The organism is Pontibacter diazotrophicus, from assembly GCF_003367245.1.
In the GTDB taxonomy this organism is placed as follows: Bacteria; Bacteroidota; Bacteroidia; order Cytophagales; family Hymenobacteraceae; genus Pontibacter; species Pontibacter diazotrophicus.
The window spans coordinates 26,535-45,065 of record NZ_QRGR01000003.1 but is presented as its reverse complement, the minus strand read 5'-3'; the positions used below and the strand labels follow the sequence as shown (position 1 = coordinate 45,065).

Here is an 18,531-nt window from a genome sequence, read left to right as displayed (position 1 = left end):
TTTGACCCGGAATTGCAGGTATCCACCTAAGGTAAAGTCCACGTGATAATAACTTAATATGGCAGATAGATCCCGCTCATCTTAACATCCTGCAAATCCAAATTCAGGCTAATTCCCCCAGGTCTCCGGAGACTCCCGCCACTGCGCCAACGCATCCATGGCAGAAGCCTGGATATAGCCATTGGATACTGCGGCCTCTATAAGCGCATTGTAGTTGCTGAGGCAATAGAGTGAGATGCCTGCCTGCCGGAAGTTGTCATCGGCCACAGAAAAGCCGTAAGTGAAAATGGCAGCCATCCCGATTACCTCGGCACCGGCGGCCTTTATTGCTTCAGCGGCTTTCAGAGAGCTGCCACCTGTTGAGATAAGGTCTTCTACCAGCACTACTTTCTGGCCTTCCAACAGTCGTCCTTCAATCTGGTTGCCCATACCATGCTTCTTGGGCTCCGGGCGCACGTACAGAAAAGGCATTTCCAGCAGGTCGGCTACCAGTGCGCCTTGAGCTATGCCAGCTGTGGCTACTCCGGCAATGGCCTCTGCCTCGGGGTAGTGCTGCTTAATGAGCTCAGCCAGTTGCTGCTTAATATAGCTGCGGATGTACGGGAAGGAGAGGGTCACGCGGTTATCGCAGTAAATAGGGGAGTTCCAGCCGCTGCTCCACTTAAAAGGTTGGGCTGGTCTAAGTTTTACTGCCTCGGTTTCCAGCAGGAAAGAGGCTACCTGATGTGCTGTGTTCGTAGAATCCATGGCCGAAATTACATAAATATTCTTCCTTTTTAAGCCTGCAAATTTTGTTTCAAGCGAAATATTTATTGATTTGTGTAAATTTAGAATTCTTCATCAGAAGCACCTAAGCGCATGAATGTTTTCATCAACGATATTCCCCTGATTCTTAAAAAGGCAAATGAGAAGGTGTACAAGCATGAGTACGACCTGATACTGAAAGCTTCTGATCACTTCACTTCCAAAGATTTGGTCGGGGATGTGCTGGTAAAAGATGCCGATGCGCTGCTGATTGACCGTATTGTGCGGTTAATGGAGGTAAAGAAGCTGAAAAAGCTGCGCTCGCTGACCCTGGTAACGGATAAAAAGAAAAAGCTGATCGCGCATCTCAAAGATCAATTTAAAATAGTGAAGGCTGCAGGAGGCCTGGTGCTGAAGGACGGCAAGATTCTGATGATTTACCGCTTAGGGGTATGGGACCTTCCGAAGGGGAAGCTGAATAAAAAAGAAAAAGTACAGGACGGGGCACTCCGTGAAGTAGAGGAGGAGTGTAATATTCAGGTAGAAGTGGTGGACAAGCTGCCGAAAACCTGGCACTCTTACGCCTTCAAAGGGAAAAAAATCCTCAAGAAGACCAACTGGTACGTGATGAGCTGTTCCGACGATAGCCTGATGAAACCGCAAGCAGAAGAATTTATTGAAGAAGTACGCTGGATGACACCGGAAGAAGTGGTGGAAGTACTACCTAAAGCTTATACATCCATTGCTTTTATTGTCCGGCACTATCTGCAATCTCTGAAAACTGGAAAGGTATAAACTGATCCACATTGCCTCCGAAGCGGTGAATCTCCCGGATAATAGAGGAGCTGATAGCGGCAAGCAGCGGTGAGGTAATTAGAAACACACTTTCCAGGTCGTTATTTACCTGGCGGTTTGCCTGCGCAATGGTATTTTCATACTCAAAGTCGGTGGTGTTGCGCAAGCCACGAAGCAGAAACTGTGCCCCTACCTCGCGGGCAAACTCTGCTGTCAGTCCTTTAAACGTCTGCACCTTAATGTTGGGTTGATCCTCAAACAGCCGTGTCATGACCTCGAACATTTTCTCGATGGGTATATAGCGCTGCTTGCTGCTATTGTTCCCGATGGCCACAATCACCTCGTCAAAAAGTTTAGCACCTCGCATCACCACATCGTAATGGCCATTGGTAAAGGGGTCGAAGGAACCGGGGAACAGGGCAATTCTTTTCATGGTCTAATTTTGAATAACTGAATTTTAAATAACTGAATGTAGCAAATTGATATAGAATGAACTTGAGGAATGGACTAAAGTAAAGTCTGCATGTTTATTCAATCATTCAAAATTTAAAATTGATTTACTCACACAGGTGCAGGCTATAGAGCTCGAAATACCGGTGCTCAAACATGTCATGGAATTTATAGCTGTATTCTACATCCGCCGGTTTCTTGCCTAGTTTAATATGGCGCACGTATTTCTGCAGTATGTTAAACAGGGAGGAGTCATGCGTGATATCGCCCCATGCAGTAAGTGTTTCCTGCTCCGGGTTCAGCTTCTGTTCCTGCATCACAAAAATGATATAATAGATGAAGTCTTCCGGGCTTTGGTACTGGAACACATTGCAAAATTCCAGTCCGTTTTGGCTTACTACGAGGATTGTAACATAGTTGCGCTCCACAAAAATATTCATGTTACGGACAGCAGTGCGATCAGTGTGGTGCAGCACGCTTCGGATCAGGGAGCTGGTCTGGTGCACGATCTGAACAGGCTGCCGGGGGAAAAGCTCCTGAAGTGCTTCATAAGATGCTACATCCACTGAGAAAATATTCAGGGCCTCCAGGCCACCGTGGCGGTACGATAGCACCACATCCTGCAGCGGATTCAACTCACTGTGCAGGCGCAGGTAGTCCTCTTTATGGGTAGGGTCGTAAAGTGTTTCCGGAACAAGCGTGAAGTGCAGGTTACTAAAAGAAACGCGGACCGTATTCCAGTGCTGTTCCTGGAAAAGTAGGTTTTCAGCAGCAATCAGGCGGAGCTGTTCGGCTACCTGCAGCGGTGTGAAAATCGTGATCAGCTCATAATCCTCCAGCACCACAAATTTATTCCGTACGGTATCGACCACAGCCAGTCTGATTGCCTTCTGGCTAAGCGACAAGTATAAATTACAGTAAGGGGCTTGCGAGAGGCTGAAAGCCTCATCTTCTATTTTATGGGAGAGCCGGTAATGTGTGTTGATGGTGTTCAAAATATATAGCTGTAGGAATTAGCTGCTTTGCGCATTGGTGCACTTCTGCAAGTATAAAAAAAATATGGCAGAAGGCAGCAAAGCAGTCGCTACGGGATAAAATAATGGTCCAGACCCAGCAGATCGTCAAGAGAGAGCAGAAGCTGCAGTACCCTGTGCTTGTCGCTGTAAGGAATGGCCTGCAACTCTTTTATTGTCAGCCATTGCACATGCTCAATCAGCTGCTCACCGGCAGCTGCCTCCGGATCTGTGCCTGTGCCTAAAGTACCTCCTGTCACTTCTAATTTAAAGAAAAACTCGATCGCGTGCAGGGGCGGCTGCAGAAATTCATTCACAAACAGGAAGCGCTCCACCTGCACTTCCAGCCCGGTTTCTTCCTGTATTTCACGCTTCAGGCAAGCCTGCATTGTTTCAGCGTATTGCAGCCCGCCTCCCGGCGGGGCCCAGAAGGCGTTGTTATCTACAGTGCTGCCATGGCGCACCAGCAGCAGTTTGTCGTTGTGTATACAGATGCCACATACGCGCACGCGAAGCTTGCCAGCGTAGGCTGCGGCTTTGGGGTTCAGTTCAGGCATATTTTGCTTGCTATAGGTATTAGGCAGTACATTTACTGCATGATCAAGACATTCAATCCTGACTTTGAGCAGGACATACGTGAAAAATTAGAGCAGCAGGGCTTTATGAAGCTCCTGGGCTTTGATATAACAAAGATAGAAGTTGGCAGGATAGAAGGCGAATTAGCCCTTGAAGAAAAGCACCAGCAGCATAAAGGCTTTACCCACGGCGGCGTAATCGCCACATTATCGGACATTGTGGCGGGCTTTGCCGCTGCTAGCCTCGTGCCCAAAGGCGCTAGTGTCGTAACGGCAGAGCTGAAGGTTTCCTACTTTCATCCGGGGGTGGGAGAGAAGCTTTTAGCAAAGGGATATGTCATCAAGCCCGGGCGCAGGCTGCACTTCTGTGAGGCTGAAATTTATGTAGAGAAAGAAAATAATGACCCTTTGCTTATCGCAAAGGCCACTGCTACAATGGCTACCATAACCCCAGGCGATATACAGCGTAGAGATTAAAATTCATTATTTGTGTTGTTTCCTTTACCTGAAATTCATAGTTTAGAGCAATGTTTATCATTTAAAAAGACAACAAAGTAAAGTTTAAAGAAAATTGTAGTGCTTGGCATTACATTATTATGTACTTTTGAGGAAAATAAAAAAATTATCATGAACAAAGGAGTAGTAAAGTTCTTTAATGAGACAAAAGGATTTGGTTTCATTAAGGATGAAAGCACAGGACAAGAGTATTTCGTACATGTTAGCGGTCTTGTTGACGAGATCAGAGAAAATGACGAAGTAACGTATGAACTTCAGGAAGGAAGAAAAGGACTAAATGCTGTTAATGTTAAAAGAGCTTAGTTCTTAGACTATACATCATTTCAAAACCGAAAAAGCCTTACCAAAGCGTAAGGCTTTTTTTTGTGCAAAATTTTCTGCTTCCGTACCTTTACCAGTAGCCAGAAGTGAAGAAGCAGCACGGGCTGTTGAGATGGAAGTGGTGACAGAACAAGAAAATTCCCTTCCCTACTATAGTGCATGATTGCATCTACCGTTCTGCCAGCCTCATATTTAAAGATTAAGCATGCGCCCTTTAGAAGCCTTAAAAAATAATTTCCCGTTTGAACCCACCGAAGACCAGGCTAAGCTCTTTACCAGGCTGGATGAATTCATCCTGTCAAAGCAGGAGGAGCGGCAGGTCTTTTTGCTGAAGGGCTATGCCGGTACAGGTAAAACAACGGTGGTGAGCTCATTGGTGAAAATACTGAATACCTTTGGCTATAAATATGTGCTATTAGCACCAACAGGCCGAGCGGCCAAAGTAATGGCCAGCTATAGCGGTAAACCGGCGCATACCATACATAAGAAGATATACCGCCAGACAGCAAATCCTTTCTCTGAAGGACTTTCGTTCACGCGCCAGCCTAACAAATCAGACAATACCATTTACATTGTGGATGAGTCGTCGATGATCTCAGATGAGAGCGGGTTCGGTGACAACGGCCTTTTGGAGGACCTGCTGAACTATGTATTCGATAAAAAGAATAACAAACTTTTGCTGATCGGCGATACAGCCCAGCTGCCACCGGTAGGGCAGGCGCTGAGCCCCTCACTGGATGCAGAATACCTGAAGCAGAATTTCTGGTGCAATGTGCAGCAGGTAGAGCTTCGTAATGTCATGCGACAGGCAGAGGCCTCCGGCATCCTGATGAATGCGACAAAGCTACGCGACCAGATGAAGCAGGAGCCGCTTGAGATTAAGTTGTTTACCAAAGGCTGGCGCGATATTTTCAGGATGACAGGCGAGAAACTGGAGGATGGCTTGCGCTACGCCTACGATAAGTTCGGCATCGAGAATACTATTATTATCTGCCGCTCAAACAAATCTGCCAACCTTTATAACCAGCACGTGCGCCGCCGCATCTTTTTTTCTGAAGATGAGTTGAACGTGGGAGATTACCTGATGATTGTGCGCAACAACTATTTCTGGCTTGAGAAAGATTCTGACATCGGCTTTATGGCAAACGGCGACTTTGTAGAGGTAACGAAAATCATCCGTTACGATGATATGTATGGTTTCCGCTTTGCCGATGTCCGCGTACGGTTCATCGATTACCCGGAAGCGCAGGAGGAGGAGGTGAAAATTATGCTGGATACCCTGTACACGGATACACCCGCACTGCCGACCGACCAGAACAAGAAGCTGTATGAAGCCGTGTTGCAGGATTACGCGGACATCAAAACAAAGAAAGAGCGTAGCAAGGAGCTGAAAAAGAACCCCTACCTGAATGCGCTGCAGGTAAAATTTGCTTATGCCCTGACCTGCCATAAAGCACAGGGTGGCCAGTGGAAGGCGGTGTTTGTTGATCAGGGGTTTCTGAAAGATGATATGGTGAATGAGGAGTTCGCCCGCTGGCTTTACACAGCACTTACACGCTCGTCAGAGGAACTTTACCTGCTGAACTTTAATCAGCATTTATTAGTTGATTGATGTAAGAAAAAACTATATTGTAACGTTTTTCAAAAAAAACAGTATCATAGCTATTGCTTTAACCTTAACCCTATATTCAGATGAAAAAAGTACTTCTTTCTTTTGCTTTTGCAGCTTTAGTAGCTGGTAGCACTATGGCGCAGGAACAACCAAAAGCCAAGGCAACAGCTCCGCAAGAGCAGGCAAAGAATGGCCCGGCGCTAACTTTTGAGGAAACAGAGCATAACTTTGGCGACATTACGCAAGGTGATGTAGTGGAGCACACATTCAAGTTTACGAACACAGGCACGCAGCCGCTTGTTATTGAGCGCGTAGACGTTACCTGCGGGTGTACTACTCCAAACTGGACGAAAGAGCCTGTAATGCCAGGTAAGACAGGTTTTGTAACAGCTAAATTCAACAGCGCCGGTAAAATGGGGCAGCAGAAAAAAGCTATCACGGTACACTCTAACGCAGCTGAAGGTGCGAAGTATGTGTACATCGTGACGAACATCAAAGATAAATCAACTGCCAGCGCTGCGAAGCAGTAGGTGTAGCTGAATATATTATAGATTTAAAAAAGCCCTCTCCCAGAGGGCTTTTTTTATATGCAGCTATTCCTCCTTTTATTTATTTGCACCTACAAAGCAGGTAAATTATATTGTTCTATATTGTCGGATAATTGATATTTATTGACACCCACTTCAGCTGTATGTCCTATGCGCAAACTTCTGTTCCTGACGTTTACAGTGTCGCTTCTAAGCTGCAGCCAGGTAATGGCTCAGGTAGATACAACCATAACCACAACTCCACGCCTGAAGCATGAAGTTTATGCAGGGTATGGTGTTTTATCTTTTCCGCTTCTATTAGAGGGAATAGTGAACTTATTTGGGACTGGAGGAGAAACGAATCGTGGTGTTGGCCCGGTACAGGTAGGGTATAATTACTTGTTGAATGAGAAGTGGAGCGTTGGGGTGCTAAACTCTTATACCTCTTACACATCAAGGTATACCAGTTCCGGACAACTGATTTACCGCAACCACTACTACTGCGTCATGCCCCGTATTGATGGTTACTGGGTCAGGGAGGAGAAGCTACTTCTTTATTCCGGTGTTGCTGTAGGCGCCATGATATTCAGAGGGTATGACGGTGAATTAGATGAGAAAAGTAAAGGCATCTATGCTGTCGGGCATTTAAATGTGATGGGTTTGAGGGTAGGGAAAGAGCTTGCTTTCTTTGCGGATTTTGGATTTGGTTTCAACGGTTTAATAAACACTGGAGTGAGCGCACGTTTTTGATGGATGAAGCGCCTCTACTGTTCCTCCTGTACTTCTATTTATAGTGCTTTCAAGACAGCGTAAAACAAAGCACCCCAACCTACTATAAGGGCTGTGCCTCCAATCGGTGTAATGGCTCCCAGCCAGGTGATGCCGGTTATACAGAGTGTGTAAAGGGATCCTGAGAAAATAAGGATGCCCAGGAAAAAGCACCAGGCCGCTACCTGTAGTGCCGGCTGCTCTACTCTGAACAACAGCAGCCCTACCGCCAGCAGGGCCAGCGTGTGGTACATCTGGTACTTTACAGCAGTTTCAAACGTATCTACACGGTTTGTCTCACGCAGCATGGGCCCCAAGGCATGCGCTCCGAAGGCGCCGATAGCCACAGTCAGGGCTCCGAAAGCAGTGGCTATAAGTAGTATTGTTTTTTGAGTCACTTGATAGGTATGTTAGGAATTATGAATTTCTTTTTATCAGGGCAAAGGTAAGGCACGCGCCTTGAAGTCTGAACCGATTCAGAATTTAAAATTCTTAATTCACCATTCCAGCTGCTTTATTTGTCGCCATCCAGGGCTTCAATCACCTGCTCTTCAAATTCATCCTGGCTGTCGTATTGGGTAAACTCCAGTGTTTTGCCCTTTGCTTTTAGTTTGTTAACAACATCTAAGGCAACCACAAGCGGTTCAGCTTCTTTACCGCTGAGGTCTGTGTCCCAGTCGGCACCTACCAGTAATTCATCACCGTACATGCCCACGCACCAGTTCTCCAGAAACTCAACTAACGTTATACTCTCTGGCGTATAGGTGGCCCATTCATCTTCGGCACAGGCTGCTGCACCTTCTTTTCCGGACCAGAACAGGATAACCTCAGTGTCTTCAAATTCCTGGGAGCTTGACGTTGCCCACGTTTCGTCTTTAGTCAACCCCCATACAGCATCTGTAGCAACAATGCGTTCTACAAATTCTTTGTACTTCTGTTCAACGGTAGCTGCATGTTGTGTCATTTTATCTGTGGCTTTTTTGTTAGATTGATGATTGATGAATAATTTTCACGAAGGCTGATTAGACATCGCTGTTTCTAAGTAGAGCGGATAGTGCTGAACTATATCGGGTGGAACAGGCCGGGAATCGCTTTCAGGCAGAGAATAAGCTATGAATATCAGGATTAAGAATTTTAATTCATAATTTATTGAACAGATTCGGATAGTCAGAAATAAGTCCATCTACTCCCAATTGCTTCAGTTGCCGCATTTTGTCAAGTTCGTTCACCGTCCAGGGGATGAGTTTGATGCCACGGCGGTGGGTTTCTTCTACTAAATCTTTTGTTACTAAATCATAGTCGGGGCTGTAGATAGTAGGGGTAAAGCCGAGTTTAGATAGATTTTGTTCCAGGCTTTTCTCATTCTCCACGAGCAGGGATATGCTAACCTCTGGGTGCTTTTCATGCAGCACCTGTAGCGTCCGCACATCAAAAGACTGTATAATCACCCACTCCTTCATTTCCTTCTCTTCTACTAACTTCATTAAAAGCTGCACAAACTCTTCCGGGACCGGATGATGTATGCCATCTGTTTCAGGCTTAGACTTGGTTTCGATGTTATAAAAGACCTGCGGCAAACGATGATTGATGAGGTAAGCCTGCACTGCATCAATAACCTCAGAAAGCAGCGGCTTGTATGCTTTCATACGCTGCTGCTCCGGGAAACGGCTATAAAATTTTGAACCTGCGTCATACCTGCGGATATCACTGTAGTTCATGTTGTACCAAACATGCTTTTCAGCGTCTGCTGCAGGTGTTTCACTACCATCGGGCAGCAGTTCGTGTTCCGGGTTAATGTGCGGGTCATGGGAGAGCAGCACCTGGTTATCTCTGCTGACATGTGCGTCCATCTCCAGGGTAGTAACACCCTCCGACAGGGCCTTTAACATAGCGGGTACTGTATTTTCCGGCATCAGTCCACGCCCCCCGCGATGTCCTTGCTTATCGAAGGCAGGTAAATTGTTTGAAACCGCTGAATTTGCCATAGTTGAAGCTGGGGTGCAGGTGTAGAAATTCGGAGGCTGCTTCTTACTACTTGCTATAATTACGAGTACCGAATATGCCGCTGCCTACACGAATTATGGTGCTCCCTTCTGCTACGGCTAATTGCCAGTCAGAAGTCATTCCCATCGATATTTCATTGAAATAGTCGCTGGCAAAGAAGAAGGTGTCCTTCAGGTTCTGAAAGCATTCGCGCAGGTATCTGAACTCCTGGCGCAGCTTCTGCTCGTCTTCTGTGTTCGTGGCTATTCCCATTACGCCTGTGATACTGACGTAGTTCATCTTCCGGTACTCCTCAGACTGCAGCAGCGCCACTGCTTCGTCGTAAGTCATTCCGTATTTCGTTTCCTCATCGGCAATGGAAATCTGAAGCATACAATTAATGGGTAGGGTGCGGGCAAACTGCTCAGCACGCTTATTTATTTCCTGCAGCAATTTCAGGCTATCTACGGATTGAATGGTATCAATATACTGGGCGATGTACTTTACTTTATTTCGTTGCAGGTGGCCAATCAGGTGCCAGGCGATGTCGTGTGGCAGCAGGTCCCTTTTATCTACCAGCTCCTGTACTTTATTTTCCCCAAAAAGCCGGTGACCCGCGTTATAAGCTTCCATAATTTTTTCAGGAGAGTGTGTCTTAGAGACAGCCACCAGGCGGCAGGGCGTGTTTCTCAGTTGCTCATCAAAGTAAAGGATGTTATCGGCTATAGACATGGCTGTTTTTTTACGTGTCACGATACTTGTTTTACGTATTACGACACACGTATCAAGACAAAATGTTTTAGATGTTTTGTCTGCTGTCGAAAATGAAGCAGGCTGACAAATTTAAGGTGAATATCTGGAGTTGCAATATTTACCCAAATGCTCAGTACATTAGGGTGTCATCTTCAAAATAGCTTCCTATCCAACTTTTTATCGATAAACGTGATACGTGTATCGTGCTACATATATCGTGCTACGTGAAAAATTAATCCTCCAGCACATTAGTGATAAACGTGTTTTTCAGCAGCATCCAGAGCAGTAGGATCAGGAGTGCCCATTTCAGGTATACCTGGTAGTGATCCTGGGTATCGCGGAAGCGTTTTTCTGTTACCTCCGTACGTTCCAGCCTGTTAATGTTCCTGAAAATCTCCTGTAAGGCATCTTTACTGCCAGCCCTATAAAAGTTGCCTTCTCCTATCTGGGCTATCCGGCGCAGGCTTGTCTCATCCATCTGCGTCTCCACAAAAAGCGTCTTGCCGGTTTCTTCCTCCTCATAAGGCACCTGCCCATCTTTACCTATGCCGATGGTATAAAGTTTTATGTCGTAGGCGTATGCCAGTTGGGCAGCCAGTTCAGGATCCAGGCTGCCGGCAGTGTTTTCCCCATCGCTGATGAGAATAATCACCTTACTTTTAGCATCAGAATCACGCATGCGATTAATAGCCACTGCCAGCGCACTGCCAATGGCGGTGCCATCGTTCGGTATCATTTTAAAGTCGATGGAGTTGATGTGCTCCCGCAGTAGCTGGTAGTCAGTGGTGAGGGGGGAGAGGGAATAGGCATCTCCGGCAAAAACTACCAGACCAATACGATCTTGCACACGCCCACCAATAAAATTCAGCGCTACTTCCCTGGCTGCCGCCAAACGGTTCGGCTTAATGTCCTGCAGTTCCATGGAGCCTGATACATCCAGCACCAGTACAATATCGATGCCTTCTGCTGTTTGCTCTACCTGCTCATTTGCTCGCTGTGGCCTTGCTAAGGCCACCAGCACCAGCATCATGAAGAGCATAAAGAGCAGGTTCGGGATATGGCGCAGTAAACTACTCCACTGCCAGCGCACTTTGCCTTCAAACATTGCCAAATCCAGCTTGTTGCGGGTATTAAGGGTAAACAGCCACTTTAACAGGAATAGCAGAGGCACCACAGGCAAAGCGTAAAGCACCAGCGGGTACACCCAATCGAAAGAGCGCAGGGTGCTGTAGCTGAACCACTCCAGGCTTAGCCAATCCCAAAGGTTATCGCTTGTTCTTAGCATTCTTTATAAGTTCTCGTTGGGTTTTATGGCGGCTTTTGGCAAAGCGGCGGAGCATGCCCAGGGCCAGGTTGGTTTCGCCTTCTGTTTCGGTTTGCACGTTGCCGTAAATGGCTTTATCGCAGATGCGGAGCGCTGTGTTTACTTCCTCGTCGTTCTCATAATACTCCACAATCTCTTTCGTAGTGAAGGAGTTAATGGCGCTTCGCTCCAGTTTTGTCAGGTAGTTTTTCCAAAGCGAAACAGCCTTTTCGAGGCTCTGCATAGCGCCTGTTTTCTTAAAGCGGTCTTCATGGGAGTTGTAGCGGGAAGCAAAGTACAGGTGGTCTTTCCGCAGGCGGTACAGCTTATACTTGCGCCGGATGGCCTGCCCGAAAATAAGCCCTATCAGGCTCAGAAAAGTAGCGACCGCTGCTATCCATAAAACGAGTTCAGGCCAATTAAAGCGCTCTTCTACTGTGGCAAGATTGGTGTCTGCCTGTACCTGCAGCGGTTCCTGTACTGTTTTTACCAACTGTTGCAGCACAATAGCGTCGGCCGCTGCGAACACTACAGTGGTATCCTGCTCTCCCAGCACGTATACCGGAAGTGCCAGCTGCTGCACAGGTTCAATCTCGAAGCTGCGCAAGGTATACACAGCACTGTCCGTACTGATGCCTGCTTTAGTGGTGGTAGGGAAAAAGTCTTTGCGCACCAGTTCGAAAGGAGCGAAGCTGTAGTTCTCTGGCGGTAGCACAACCTCCTGCGTGGCCGGGTGATGATGCACCAGAGTATATTGCAGCAACTCACCCAGCCTGGCGGTGTCACGGCTGAAGGACCCTTCCGGCCTCGGTGTTTGCTGCCCCCACGCCGCCACCGCCTGCAGGAAACACAGCAGTATGATGAACAATCTAAGCACTTTTCTTTGTCGACTTATTTCTTAGCCTAAACAGGTTAATCAGTTGCGGCACGTAATCTTCGTTTGTCTGGATGGTCAGGTAATTTGCCTGGTACTTCTGGCAGAGCCGCACCAGGTTTTCTTGGTTTTCCTTGTACTGCGCCAGGTAGCGCTTCTGGAACTCATCACCGGAAGTGTTGAGCCAGATGGTACGGCCGGTCTCCTTGTCCAGCACTGGCACAATGCCCATGGGCGGCAGCTCATGTTCCCGGACATCCAGCAGGTGCAGCACAATCAGGTCGTGGCGCCTGGCCAGCATAGAGAGCTCCTTCTCATAATTGTTATCTATAAAATCAGAAAGGAGCAGGATAATGCTGCGCCGCTTGATAATGTCCAACGTAAGTTTGATGCCTGCCGGCAGGTTTGTTCTGGCCGATTTGGGCTGCAGCTCACTCAGGGCTTTGATGATGCTGTAAGCCTGCTGTATACCTTTGGCTGGTTTAATGTACTTTTCCTTCTGATCAGAGAAGCATATCATTCCAATCTGGCTTTGCTGCCTTGCTGCTGATAATGCCAGCACCCCGCAAATCTCTTTGCCCACATCTATCTTCTGCTGGGCACCTGTACCGATGGTTTGGGAGGCGCTTACATCCAGCATCAAAAAAACCGACTGCTCTTTTTCTTCCCGATAAGTTTTTACAAAAGTACCATGGCCCTTGGCAGAAACGTTCCAATCTATAGAACGCACGTCGTCGCCATACTGGTATGCGCGCACATCGTCAAACTCCAGCCCTGTTCCTTTGAACACAGAGTGGAAGTCGCCCTGCATCTGGGTGGTGATGGCTTTGCGTATCCGTATTTCGTATTTGCGTAGCTTCTTTACAAGCTCTTTCATAGGCTGCTGCCTTCTTGCGTAATTTTAAAATTATCACATATTCTCGTAATTTACACCCGTGAAAAGACTTTTCTATATACTTTTTTGCCTCTTTCTACTGGGGTGCCAGCAAGATAACGGGGATAAGCCTGAGAATATGATACCACAGCCTAAGATGGTGCGCATCCTGGCGGACATTCATACAGTAGAGGCGCTGATTGAGCAACATGTTTCCTACCCCGACACGGCTTTAATGGTATTCAACAAGGAGCAGGCTGATATCCTGGAAAAGCACGGGGTGAAGCAGGAGGAATTCAAGGCGACTTACGATTACTACCTCAACCATATCGCCGAGATGGATAAGCTGTATGAAATTGTAGTGGACACCCTCAGTGTCAGAGAATCCAAGGAGCAGGCAGCGCAGGGTATACAGCCGCAGGAACAGGATCCGGCACCTGCTGGACCTGTTCCTCCTACTGTTAACTGATAGTTTAATTTATAATCTTAACCTTTTGAGCTAAGCGTGGATTTTCAGCTTCGCGAAACTCAGCAACAACGTTTTTTCTCCCACCTCCTCAAAATTGATGATAGCCTTGGTGCTGTTGCCCTGCGTGTCCATCTTCGTTACGGTTCCAAAGCCGAACTTCGGGTGCTCCACCTTCATACCCGCTGCCAGGCTGGAGGTATCGCTTGCTTTAAAGTCGGCTGGGGGCGTGTAGTTGCTGGCTACCTGCATGCGTGGCGCTGGCGCCACCAGGTTGCTTTTTCGCTGCAACACGCGGTCTAACACATTGCCGCCGCTCGCCCCTCCATCTCCATACTTAAAGTTGATGTATTTCGGGTCAATCTCATCTAAGAAGCGGCTCTTTTCGCAGGCCCGCAGGTTTCCCCACTGGTAGCGGCTGGTTGCGTAGGTGAGGTACAGTCGCTTCTCAGCGCGTGTAATCGCCACGTAAAACAGTCGGCGTTCTTCCTCCAAGTCGGCGCGGGAGTTCAGCATCATCTGGCTCGGGAACAGGTTTTCTTCCATGCCTACAATAAACACATTTTTGAACTCCAAGCCCTTGGCTGAGTGGATGGTCATTAGCGTCACAAATTCCCCGTCGTCGTCTGCCTTGGTATCCGCGTCAGTAATAAGGGCAATATCCTGCAGAAAAGCAGAGAGGCTTTTGTCTTCTTTCTCCGGGTCGTCTACATACTCTTTTATACCATTGAGCAACTCCTGGATGTTCTCGTAGCGTGCCAGGCCTTCCACGGTTTTATCCTGGTACAGGTCATCCACAAGGCCGGAGTGTTTGGCCACATGTTTGGCGACCTCAAAGGCGTCGCTGTTTTCAGCAATTCTGGCGAAGTCCCGGATCATAATAGAGAACTTCTCTATAGCCGTGCCCACGCGGTTGCCCAGAAACTCTCCTGCGTTCATCACTACTTCCCAAACGGCATGGTTAGTATCATTGGCGATCACGAAGATCTTCTGCTCGGTTGTTTCGCCTATACCGCGCTTTGGGTAGTTGATAATACGGCGGAGTGCCTGCTCATCGTTCGGGTTCACTGTCAGGCGCAGGTATGCAATCAGGTCCTTGATTTCTTTGCGCTGGTAGAAAGACAGACCGCCGATGATCTTGTACTTGATGTTCATGCGGCGCAAGGCCTCTTCCATAGCCCGCGACTGGGCATTGGTGCGGTACAGAATGGCAAAGTCGTCGTAGGAAAAGTGGTTTCCCATCTTCTCCTCAAAAATGGTGGTGGCCACCAGTTTACCTTCCTCGTTGTCGGAATTGGCTTTAATAACCTCAATCAGCGGGCCCTGCTCGTTATCTGTGAAAACATCTTTCCGCAGCTGTGCCTGGTTGTTCTTGATAACAGAGTTTGCCGCGTGCACAATGTTTTTGGTGGAGCGGTAGTTCTGCTCCAGTTTAAAGACCTGCAGTTCCGGGTAATCGCGCTCAAAGTTGAGGATGTTTTGGATATCAGCCCCACGGAAGGCGTAGATGGACTGCGCATCGTCACCTACCACCACAATGTTGCGGTTCTGGGCGGCTAGTTTGCGGGTGATGAGGTACTGGGAATAGTTTGTGTCCTGGTACTCGTCCACCATTACGAACTTGAAAATGTTCTGGTACTTGTTCAGCGCATCCGGGTGGTCTTTGAAGAGCACGTTCGTGTTGAACAGCAAATCATCAAAGTCCATGGCACCGGCCCTGAAGCAGCGGTTCTGATAGGTCTCATAGATTTTACCGATCTTCGGACGCATGGCGGCATCATCATCGGCCTGTATCACAGCATCGTTCAGGTACTGCTTTACAGAAATAAGTTTGTTTTTAGCGGAAGAGATCCTGCCTAGCACCACGTTTGGTTTGTAGAGCTTATCATCCAGGTTCATCTCCTTCACAATGTTGCGAATAAGTGTCTTGGAGTCGTCGGTATCATAAATGGTAAAGCTTTTTGGGTAGCCGATTTTCTCTGCCTCTGAGCGCAGGATGCGGGAAAACACCGAGTGGAAGGTACCCATCCAGATGTTTTTGGCTTCGTTGCCAATCACCTTCTCAATACGATGGCGCATCTCTTTGGCCGCCTTGTTAGTAAAGGTCAGGGCCAGTATGTTGAACGGATCCACCCCCTGGCTGATCAGATGGGCAATCCTATAGGTTAGTACTCTTGTTTTGCCGGAGCCGGCACCCGCAATAATCATGGCAGGTCCTTCTGTATGAAGCACTGCCGCGCGTTGCGACTCGTTTAATAAGCTTAAATGATCCATTTCTTCTCTTCCGCGTGCGTCTTAAAATCTACCGCAATTTACGAATTCAAATCCGTTTTCTGAACTGGCTTTGCTTTTTTGGCATGGCACGTGCTCTATAATAGAAGATAAATGCCATTAATAATAGAAGATAAATGCCATTAGATGAACAGGAACAAACTTCAAAGCGTTACATGTAAGCTTTTGTAATGTAAATTTGAAATTCATTAACTTCAGGGCTGGCGTGTTTTTGATTTACAGCCGCAGAGTTGGTTTATTTGCATGAAGTTTGCTAGTGAAGAATAATAACATCGCACCTATACTACCTCACATACCTATTATGAAGCATTTGCTACTGATCTTGTTATTAGGCGGCGCAAGCCAAGTTGGATTTGCACAAAATGTGCCTCAGAAACCTATAAACAAAGCCGATTCGACAGATGCACCAAAAGTAACCGTTACTGCATCTGCTAAAGCTTCAGCTGCCCCTGTGCCCATTGTCGTAACCAAGAAGATATGGCGTACACCGGCAATGGACGAGGCGATGGCTTATTACAAGTTGTTGCGTTATGAGGAGGCTTATAATAAATTTAAGGAAGCCATTGCAGAGGGCGACAACGATGCCTATTACTTTATCGGTCGTATGCACCAGTTCCGGGAGCTGAAGTATGATTCGGTGCAGATTGATACTATTCAGCAGATAATAAATGCGGAAAAGTACTTTGCTGCAAATAATGACTCCGCTCAGTATTATTACAAGCAGGCGCTGGATGGGGGCAGCCTGTTCGGGCATTTGGGTAAGGCGGAAACGATGGTGCTGCGTAACAAAGACGATGAGCGCCGGTTCATGCAGCACATGCGTACCGCAGGTATAGAAATCAGGGAGAAGGCTGTGGAGGGGGATGCTTTCTGTAACCGGATCCTGGGAAGTATGTATTATAGGGGGTTTGGTGAGATGATAGATAAAGGCTTAGCCTTCAACTATCTTAGCCGTGCTGCAGAGGCGAACGATGTGGCGTCCTATGCGCCTCTGGCCAACCTTTACCTGAACGGTGAAGGCGTAGCCAAAGACAAGGAAAAAGCGCTGTACTGGCTAAACAAAGGAGTGGAAGCAGGGGACAGGCAGGCGTCTTATACCCTGGCGTTGCTTTACGAAGAAGGCACGTTGGGTGAAGTGAAACTAGACAAGGCACGCCAGTTGTATCGCAAGGCAGTAGAAAAAGGCAGCATCAGTGCCTATGAGCAGTTGCTGTACATTAACCAGACCCCGGATCAGAAAGTAGTGATTGCAGCCATCACACGTGACCCGGAGATGCTGCAGCGTGCTATTGCCGCGGGAGGTGACGTGAATACGCTGGTAGCTCCTGAAGAATATAGTGCAGATTTACATGGCCGTACACCATTGATGCATACAGTCTATGTGCCTATGCTGCTCGAAGACTACGGCGTGTCATATGAACCGGAGGTGCGCTTTAAAACAGTAGCGCAGCTGTTGAGGAATGGCGCCGAGGTAAATGCGCAGGACGATAATGGCAAAACAGCCCTGCATTACGTGGTTAGCAGTTCCAGAATCAGATCAGAGTATTATGAGCTGGAGCAGGTAATGTTGCTGGATACCCTCCTCAACAATGGTGCAGACCCGAATATACAGGATAAGGAAGGAAACACCGTGCTGACGCAGGCACTGCAGGCTACCATTGGCCAGCACATCGGAATTATGGAGCTGGAGAAATTATTGCAGGCAGGAGCCAATCCGAATATCAGGAACAACGATGGTAAAACTCCACTGATGCTAGCCTGTGAAATAAACGCTAATTTCGAGATCATCCTCGCGCTGCTGCAGGCGGGGGCTGATGCTAAATTAGTAGATAACAAAGGCAAAGCAGCCATTGATTATACAAAGCAACACAACGTGAAGAACATCCTGATGGCTTCCGGCTCTCCAAAACGACAGGAATAGAGCGGGTGCTTAGTGCAGCCGGTTTAAACTATTTTATGGCTACCTTTGTCTTCCATTGAAATCGACAATGGGTAAGATGCTTCATCTTTACCTCCTGTTTTTAAGTCCTTTTAGAAATGATAGTCCTACAGAATACAGTCATCAGTGATGACGTGCGTGATCAATTCTTTGTTTGTAACCTTGAGAAATGCAAAGGAGCCTGCTGCGTAGAAGGCGACCTGGGAGCTCCTTTAGAAGAAGAGGAACTTGCGATTCTGCAGGAAAGCTATGAGCAGATTAAACCTTATATGACGGGTGCCGGAAAGCACGCTGTAGAGGAGCAGGGCTTATATATTAAAGACTGGGAAGGTGATTACTCTACCCCAACCATCAACAACCGGGAGTGTGCCTATGCCATTTACGACGAAGACAAAACGCTGAAGTGCGCTATTGAGCAGGCTTACAACGATGGTAAAATCGATTGGAAGAAACCGATCTCTTGTCATCTATACCCTATCCGCGTGACGAAATACGACGATTTTGAAGCGTTGAATTATGACAGGTGGAGCATCTGTGCTCAGGCGTGTAGCTTCGGTGTGGATTTAGGCGTGCGTGTATATCAGTTCCTGAAAGAGCCGCTCATTCGGAAGTATGGCGAAAGCTGGTATAATGAATTGGAGCAGGTCATAGCAGAAGAGGAGAAGCCTGCGAATGCGTAGCGTTTAAGTTTTATTTCATAAACAAGAAAGCCCAACCGTATACCGG

General features: G+C 47.4%; 21 protein-coding genes. 9 read left to right on the top strand and 12 right to left on the bottom strand.

Going from position 1 to position 18,531, the window contains the following annotated elements; translation table 11 throughout:
- Nucleotides 1–108: 108 nt before the first annotated feature.
- Complete coding sequence (pyrE, locus tag DXT99_RS02370) at nt 109–747, bottom strand: orotate phosphoribosyltransferase (protein ID WP_115563924.1); 639 nt, start codon at nt 745–747, stop codon at nt 109–111.
- A 111-nt stretch (nt 748–858) separates the two neighbouring features.
- Between pyrE and DXT99_RS02365 the strand changes: the two genes are divergently transcribed.
- Nucleotides 859–1,539, top strand: a complete 681-nt coding sequence (locus tag DXT99_RS02365) for an NUDIX hydrolase (RefSeq protein ID WP_115563923.1) — start codon at nt 859–861, stop codon at nt 1,537–1,539.
- Here DXT99_RS02365 and coaD read toward each other — a convergent pair.
- The 3 genes from coaD to DXT99_RS02350 all read right to left on the bottom strand — a co-directional run bounded on the left by coaD (nt 1,493) and on the right by DXT99_RS02350 (nt 3,559).
- On the bottom strand, nt 1,493–1,972 hold the full coding sequence (gene coaD, locus DXT99_RS02360) for a pantetheine-phosphate adenylyltransferase (RefSeq protein ID WP_115563922.1): 480 nt from the start codon (nt 1,970–1,972) through the stop codon (nt 1,493–1,495). The genes DXT99_RS02365 and coaD overlap by 47 nt on opposite strands.
- A gap of 124 nt (nt 1,973–2,096) precedes the next feature.
- Entirely contained in the window at nt 2,097–2,984 is an 888-nt protein-coding gene (locus DXT99_RS02355; RefSeq protein ID WP_115563921.1) for a DUF3822 family protein, read from the bottom strand.
- A gap of 89 nt (nt 2,985–3,073) precedes the next feature.
- Nucleotides 3,074–3,559, bottom strand: coding sequence for an NUDIX domain-containing protein (locus DXT99_RS02350; RefSeq protein ID WP_115563920.1), 486 nt, complete (start codon nt 3,557–3,559; stop codon nt 3,074–3,076).
- A 39-nt stretch (nt 3,560–3,598) separates the two neighbouring features.
- Between DXT99_RS02350 and DXT99_RS02345 the strand changes: the two genes are divergently transcribed.
- The 5 genes from DXT99_RS02345 (at nt 3,599) to DXT99_RS02325 (ending at nt 7,303) form a co-directional block, all read left to right on the top strand.
- Entirely contained in the window at nt 3,599–4,054 is a 456-nt protein-coding gene (locus DXT99_RS02345; protein WP_115564125.1) for a PaaI family thioesterase, read from the top strand.
- 150 nt (nt 4,055–4,204) lie between these two features.
- Complete coding sequence (locus tag DXT99_RS02340) at nt 4,205–4,396, top strand: cold-shock protein (protein ID WP_115564124.1); 192 nt, start codon at nt 4,205–4,207, stop codon at nt 4,394–4,396.
- A gap of 223 nt (nt 4,397–4,619) precedes the next feature.
- Nucleotides 4,620–6,026, top strand: coding sequence for an ATP-dependent DNA helicase (locus DXT99_RS02335; protein WP_115563919.1), 1,407 nt, complete (start codon nt 4,620–4,622; stop codon nt 6,024–6,026).
- An 80-nt stretch (nt 6,027–6,106) separates the two neighbouring features.
- A complete protein-coding gene (locus tag DXT99_RS02330) occupies nt 6,107–6,556 on the top strand; it encodes a DUF1573 domain-containing protein (RefSeq protein WP_115563918.1) in 450 nt (149 codons plus the stop codon).
- Nucleotides 6,557–6,724: 168 nt separating this feature from the next.
- Nucleotides 6,725–7,303 carry a hypothetical protein gene (locus tag DXT99_RS02325; protein WP_115563917.1) on the top strand — a complete coding sequence of 193 codons (579 nt, stop codon included), beginning with the start codon at nt 6,725–6,727 and terminating at the stop codon, nt 7,301–7,303.
- Nucleotides 7,304–7,341: 38 nt separating this feature from the next.
- Here the strand turns inward: DXT99_RS02325 and DXT99_RS02320 are convergent, their stop codons facing one another.
- The 7 genes from DXT99_RS02320 to DXT99_RS02290 form a co-directional block, all read right to left on the bottom strand.
- Nucleotides 7,342–7,719, bottom strand: coding sequence for a DUF423 domain-containing protein (locus tag DXT99_RS02320; protein ID WP_115563916.1), 378 nt, complete (start codon nt 7,717–7,719; stop codon nt 7,342–7,344).
- Between the two features lie 116 nt (nt 7,720–7,835).
- Complete coding sequence (locus DXT99_RS02315) at nt 7,836–8,285, bottom strand: DUF2750 domain-containing protein (protein WP_115563915.1); 450 nt, start codon at nt 8,283–8,285, stop codon at nt 7,836–7,838.
- A gap of 175 nt (nt 8,286–8,460) precedes the next feature.
- Complete coding sequence (locus tag DXT99_RS02310) at nt 8,461–9,306, bottom strand: glycerophosphodiester phosphodiesterase family protein (protein WP_115563914.1); 846 nt, start codon at nt 9,304–9,306, stop codon at nt 8,461–8,463.
- A gap of 46 nt (nt 9,307–9,352) precedes the next feature.
- Nucleotides 9,353–10,057 carry a YggS family pyridoxal phosphate-dependent enzyme gene (locus tag DXT99_RS02305; protein ID WP_317048110.1) on the bottom strand — a complete coding sequence of 235 codons (705 nt, stop codon included), beginning with the start codon at nt 10,055–10,057 and terminating at the stop codon, nt 9,353–9,355.
- Nucleotides 10,058–10,289: 232 nt separating this feature from the next.
- Entirely contained in the window at nt 10,290–11,342 is a 1,053-nt protein-coding gene (locus tag DXT99_RS02300; RefSeq protein ID WP_115563912.1) for a VWA domain-containing protein, read from the bottom strand.
- Nucleotides 11,323–12,228, bottom strand: coding sequence for a hypothetical protein (locus DXT99_RS02295; RefSeq protein WP_115563911.1), 906 nt, complete (start codon nt 12,226–12,228; stop codon nt 11,323–11,325). The genes DXT99_RS02300 and DXT99_RS02295 overlap by 20 nt, the downstream gene beginning before the upstream one ends.
- Nucleotide 12,229: 1 nt before the next feature.
- Entirely contained in the window at nt 12,230–13,111 is an 882-nt protein-coding gene (locus DXT99_RS02290; RefSeq protein ID WP_115563910.1) for a DUF58 domain-containing protein, read from the bottom strand.
- 136 nt (nt 13,112–13,247) lie between these two features.
- Here DXT99_RS02290 and DXT99_RS02285 point away from each other — a divergent pair, with 136 nt between their 5' ends.
- Nucleotides 13,248–13,577 (top strand): DUF4296 domain-containing protein, encoded by a 330-nt coding sequence (locus tag DXT99_RS02285; RefSeq protein WP_115563909.1) that lies wholly within the window; start codon nt 13,248–13,250, stop codon nt 13,575–13,577.
- A 30-nt stretch (nt 13,578–13,607) separates the two neighbouring features.
- Here the strand turns inward: DXT99_RS02285 and DXT99_RS02280 are convergent, their stop codons facing one another.
- A complete protein-coding gene (locus tag DXT99_RS02280; protein WP_115563908.1) occupies nt 13,608–15,848 on the bottom strand; it encodes an ATP-dependent helicase in 2,241 nt (746 codons plus the stop codon).
- Between the two features lie 382 nt (nt 15,849–16,230).
- On the opposite strand from DXT99_RS02280, the gene DXT99_RS02275 reads away from it, so the two are divergent.
- Nucleotides 16,231–17,787, top strand: a complete 1,557-nt coding sequence (locus DXT99_RS02275; protein WP_246000412.1) for an ankyrin repeat domain-containing protein — start codon at nt 16,231–16,233, stop codon at nt 17,785–17,787.
- A gap of 116 nt (nt 17,788–17,903) precedes the next feature.
- A complete protein-coding gene (locus DXT99_RS02270) occupies nt 17,904–18,485 on the top strand; it encodes a DUF3109 family protein (protein WP_115563906.1) in 582 nt (193 codons plus the stop codon).
- Nucleotides 18,486–18,531: the final 46 nt, after the last annotated feature.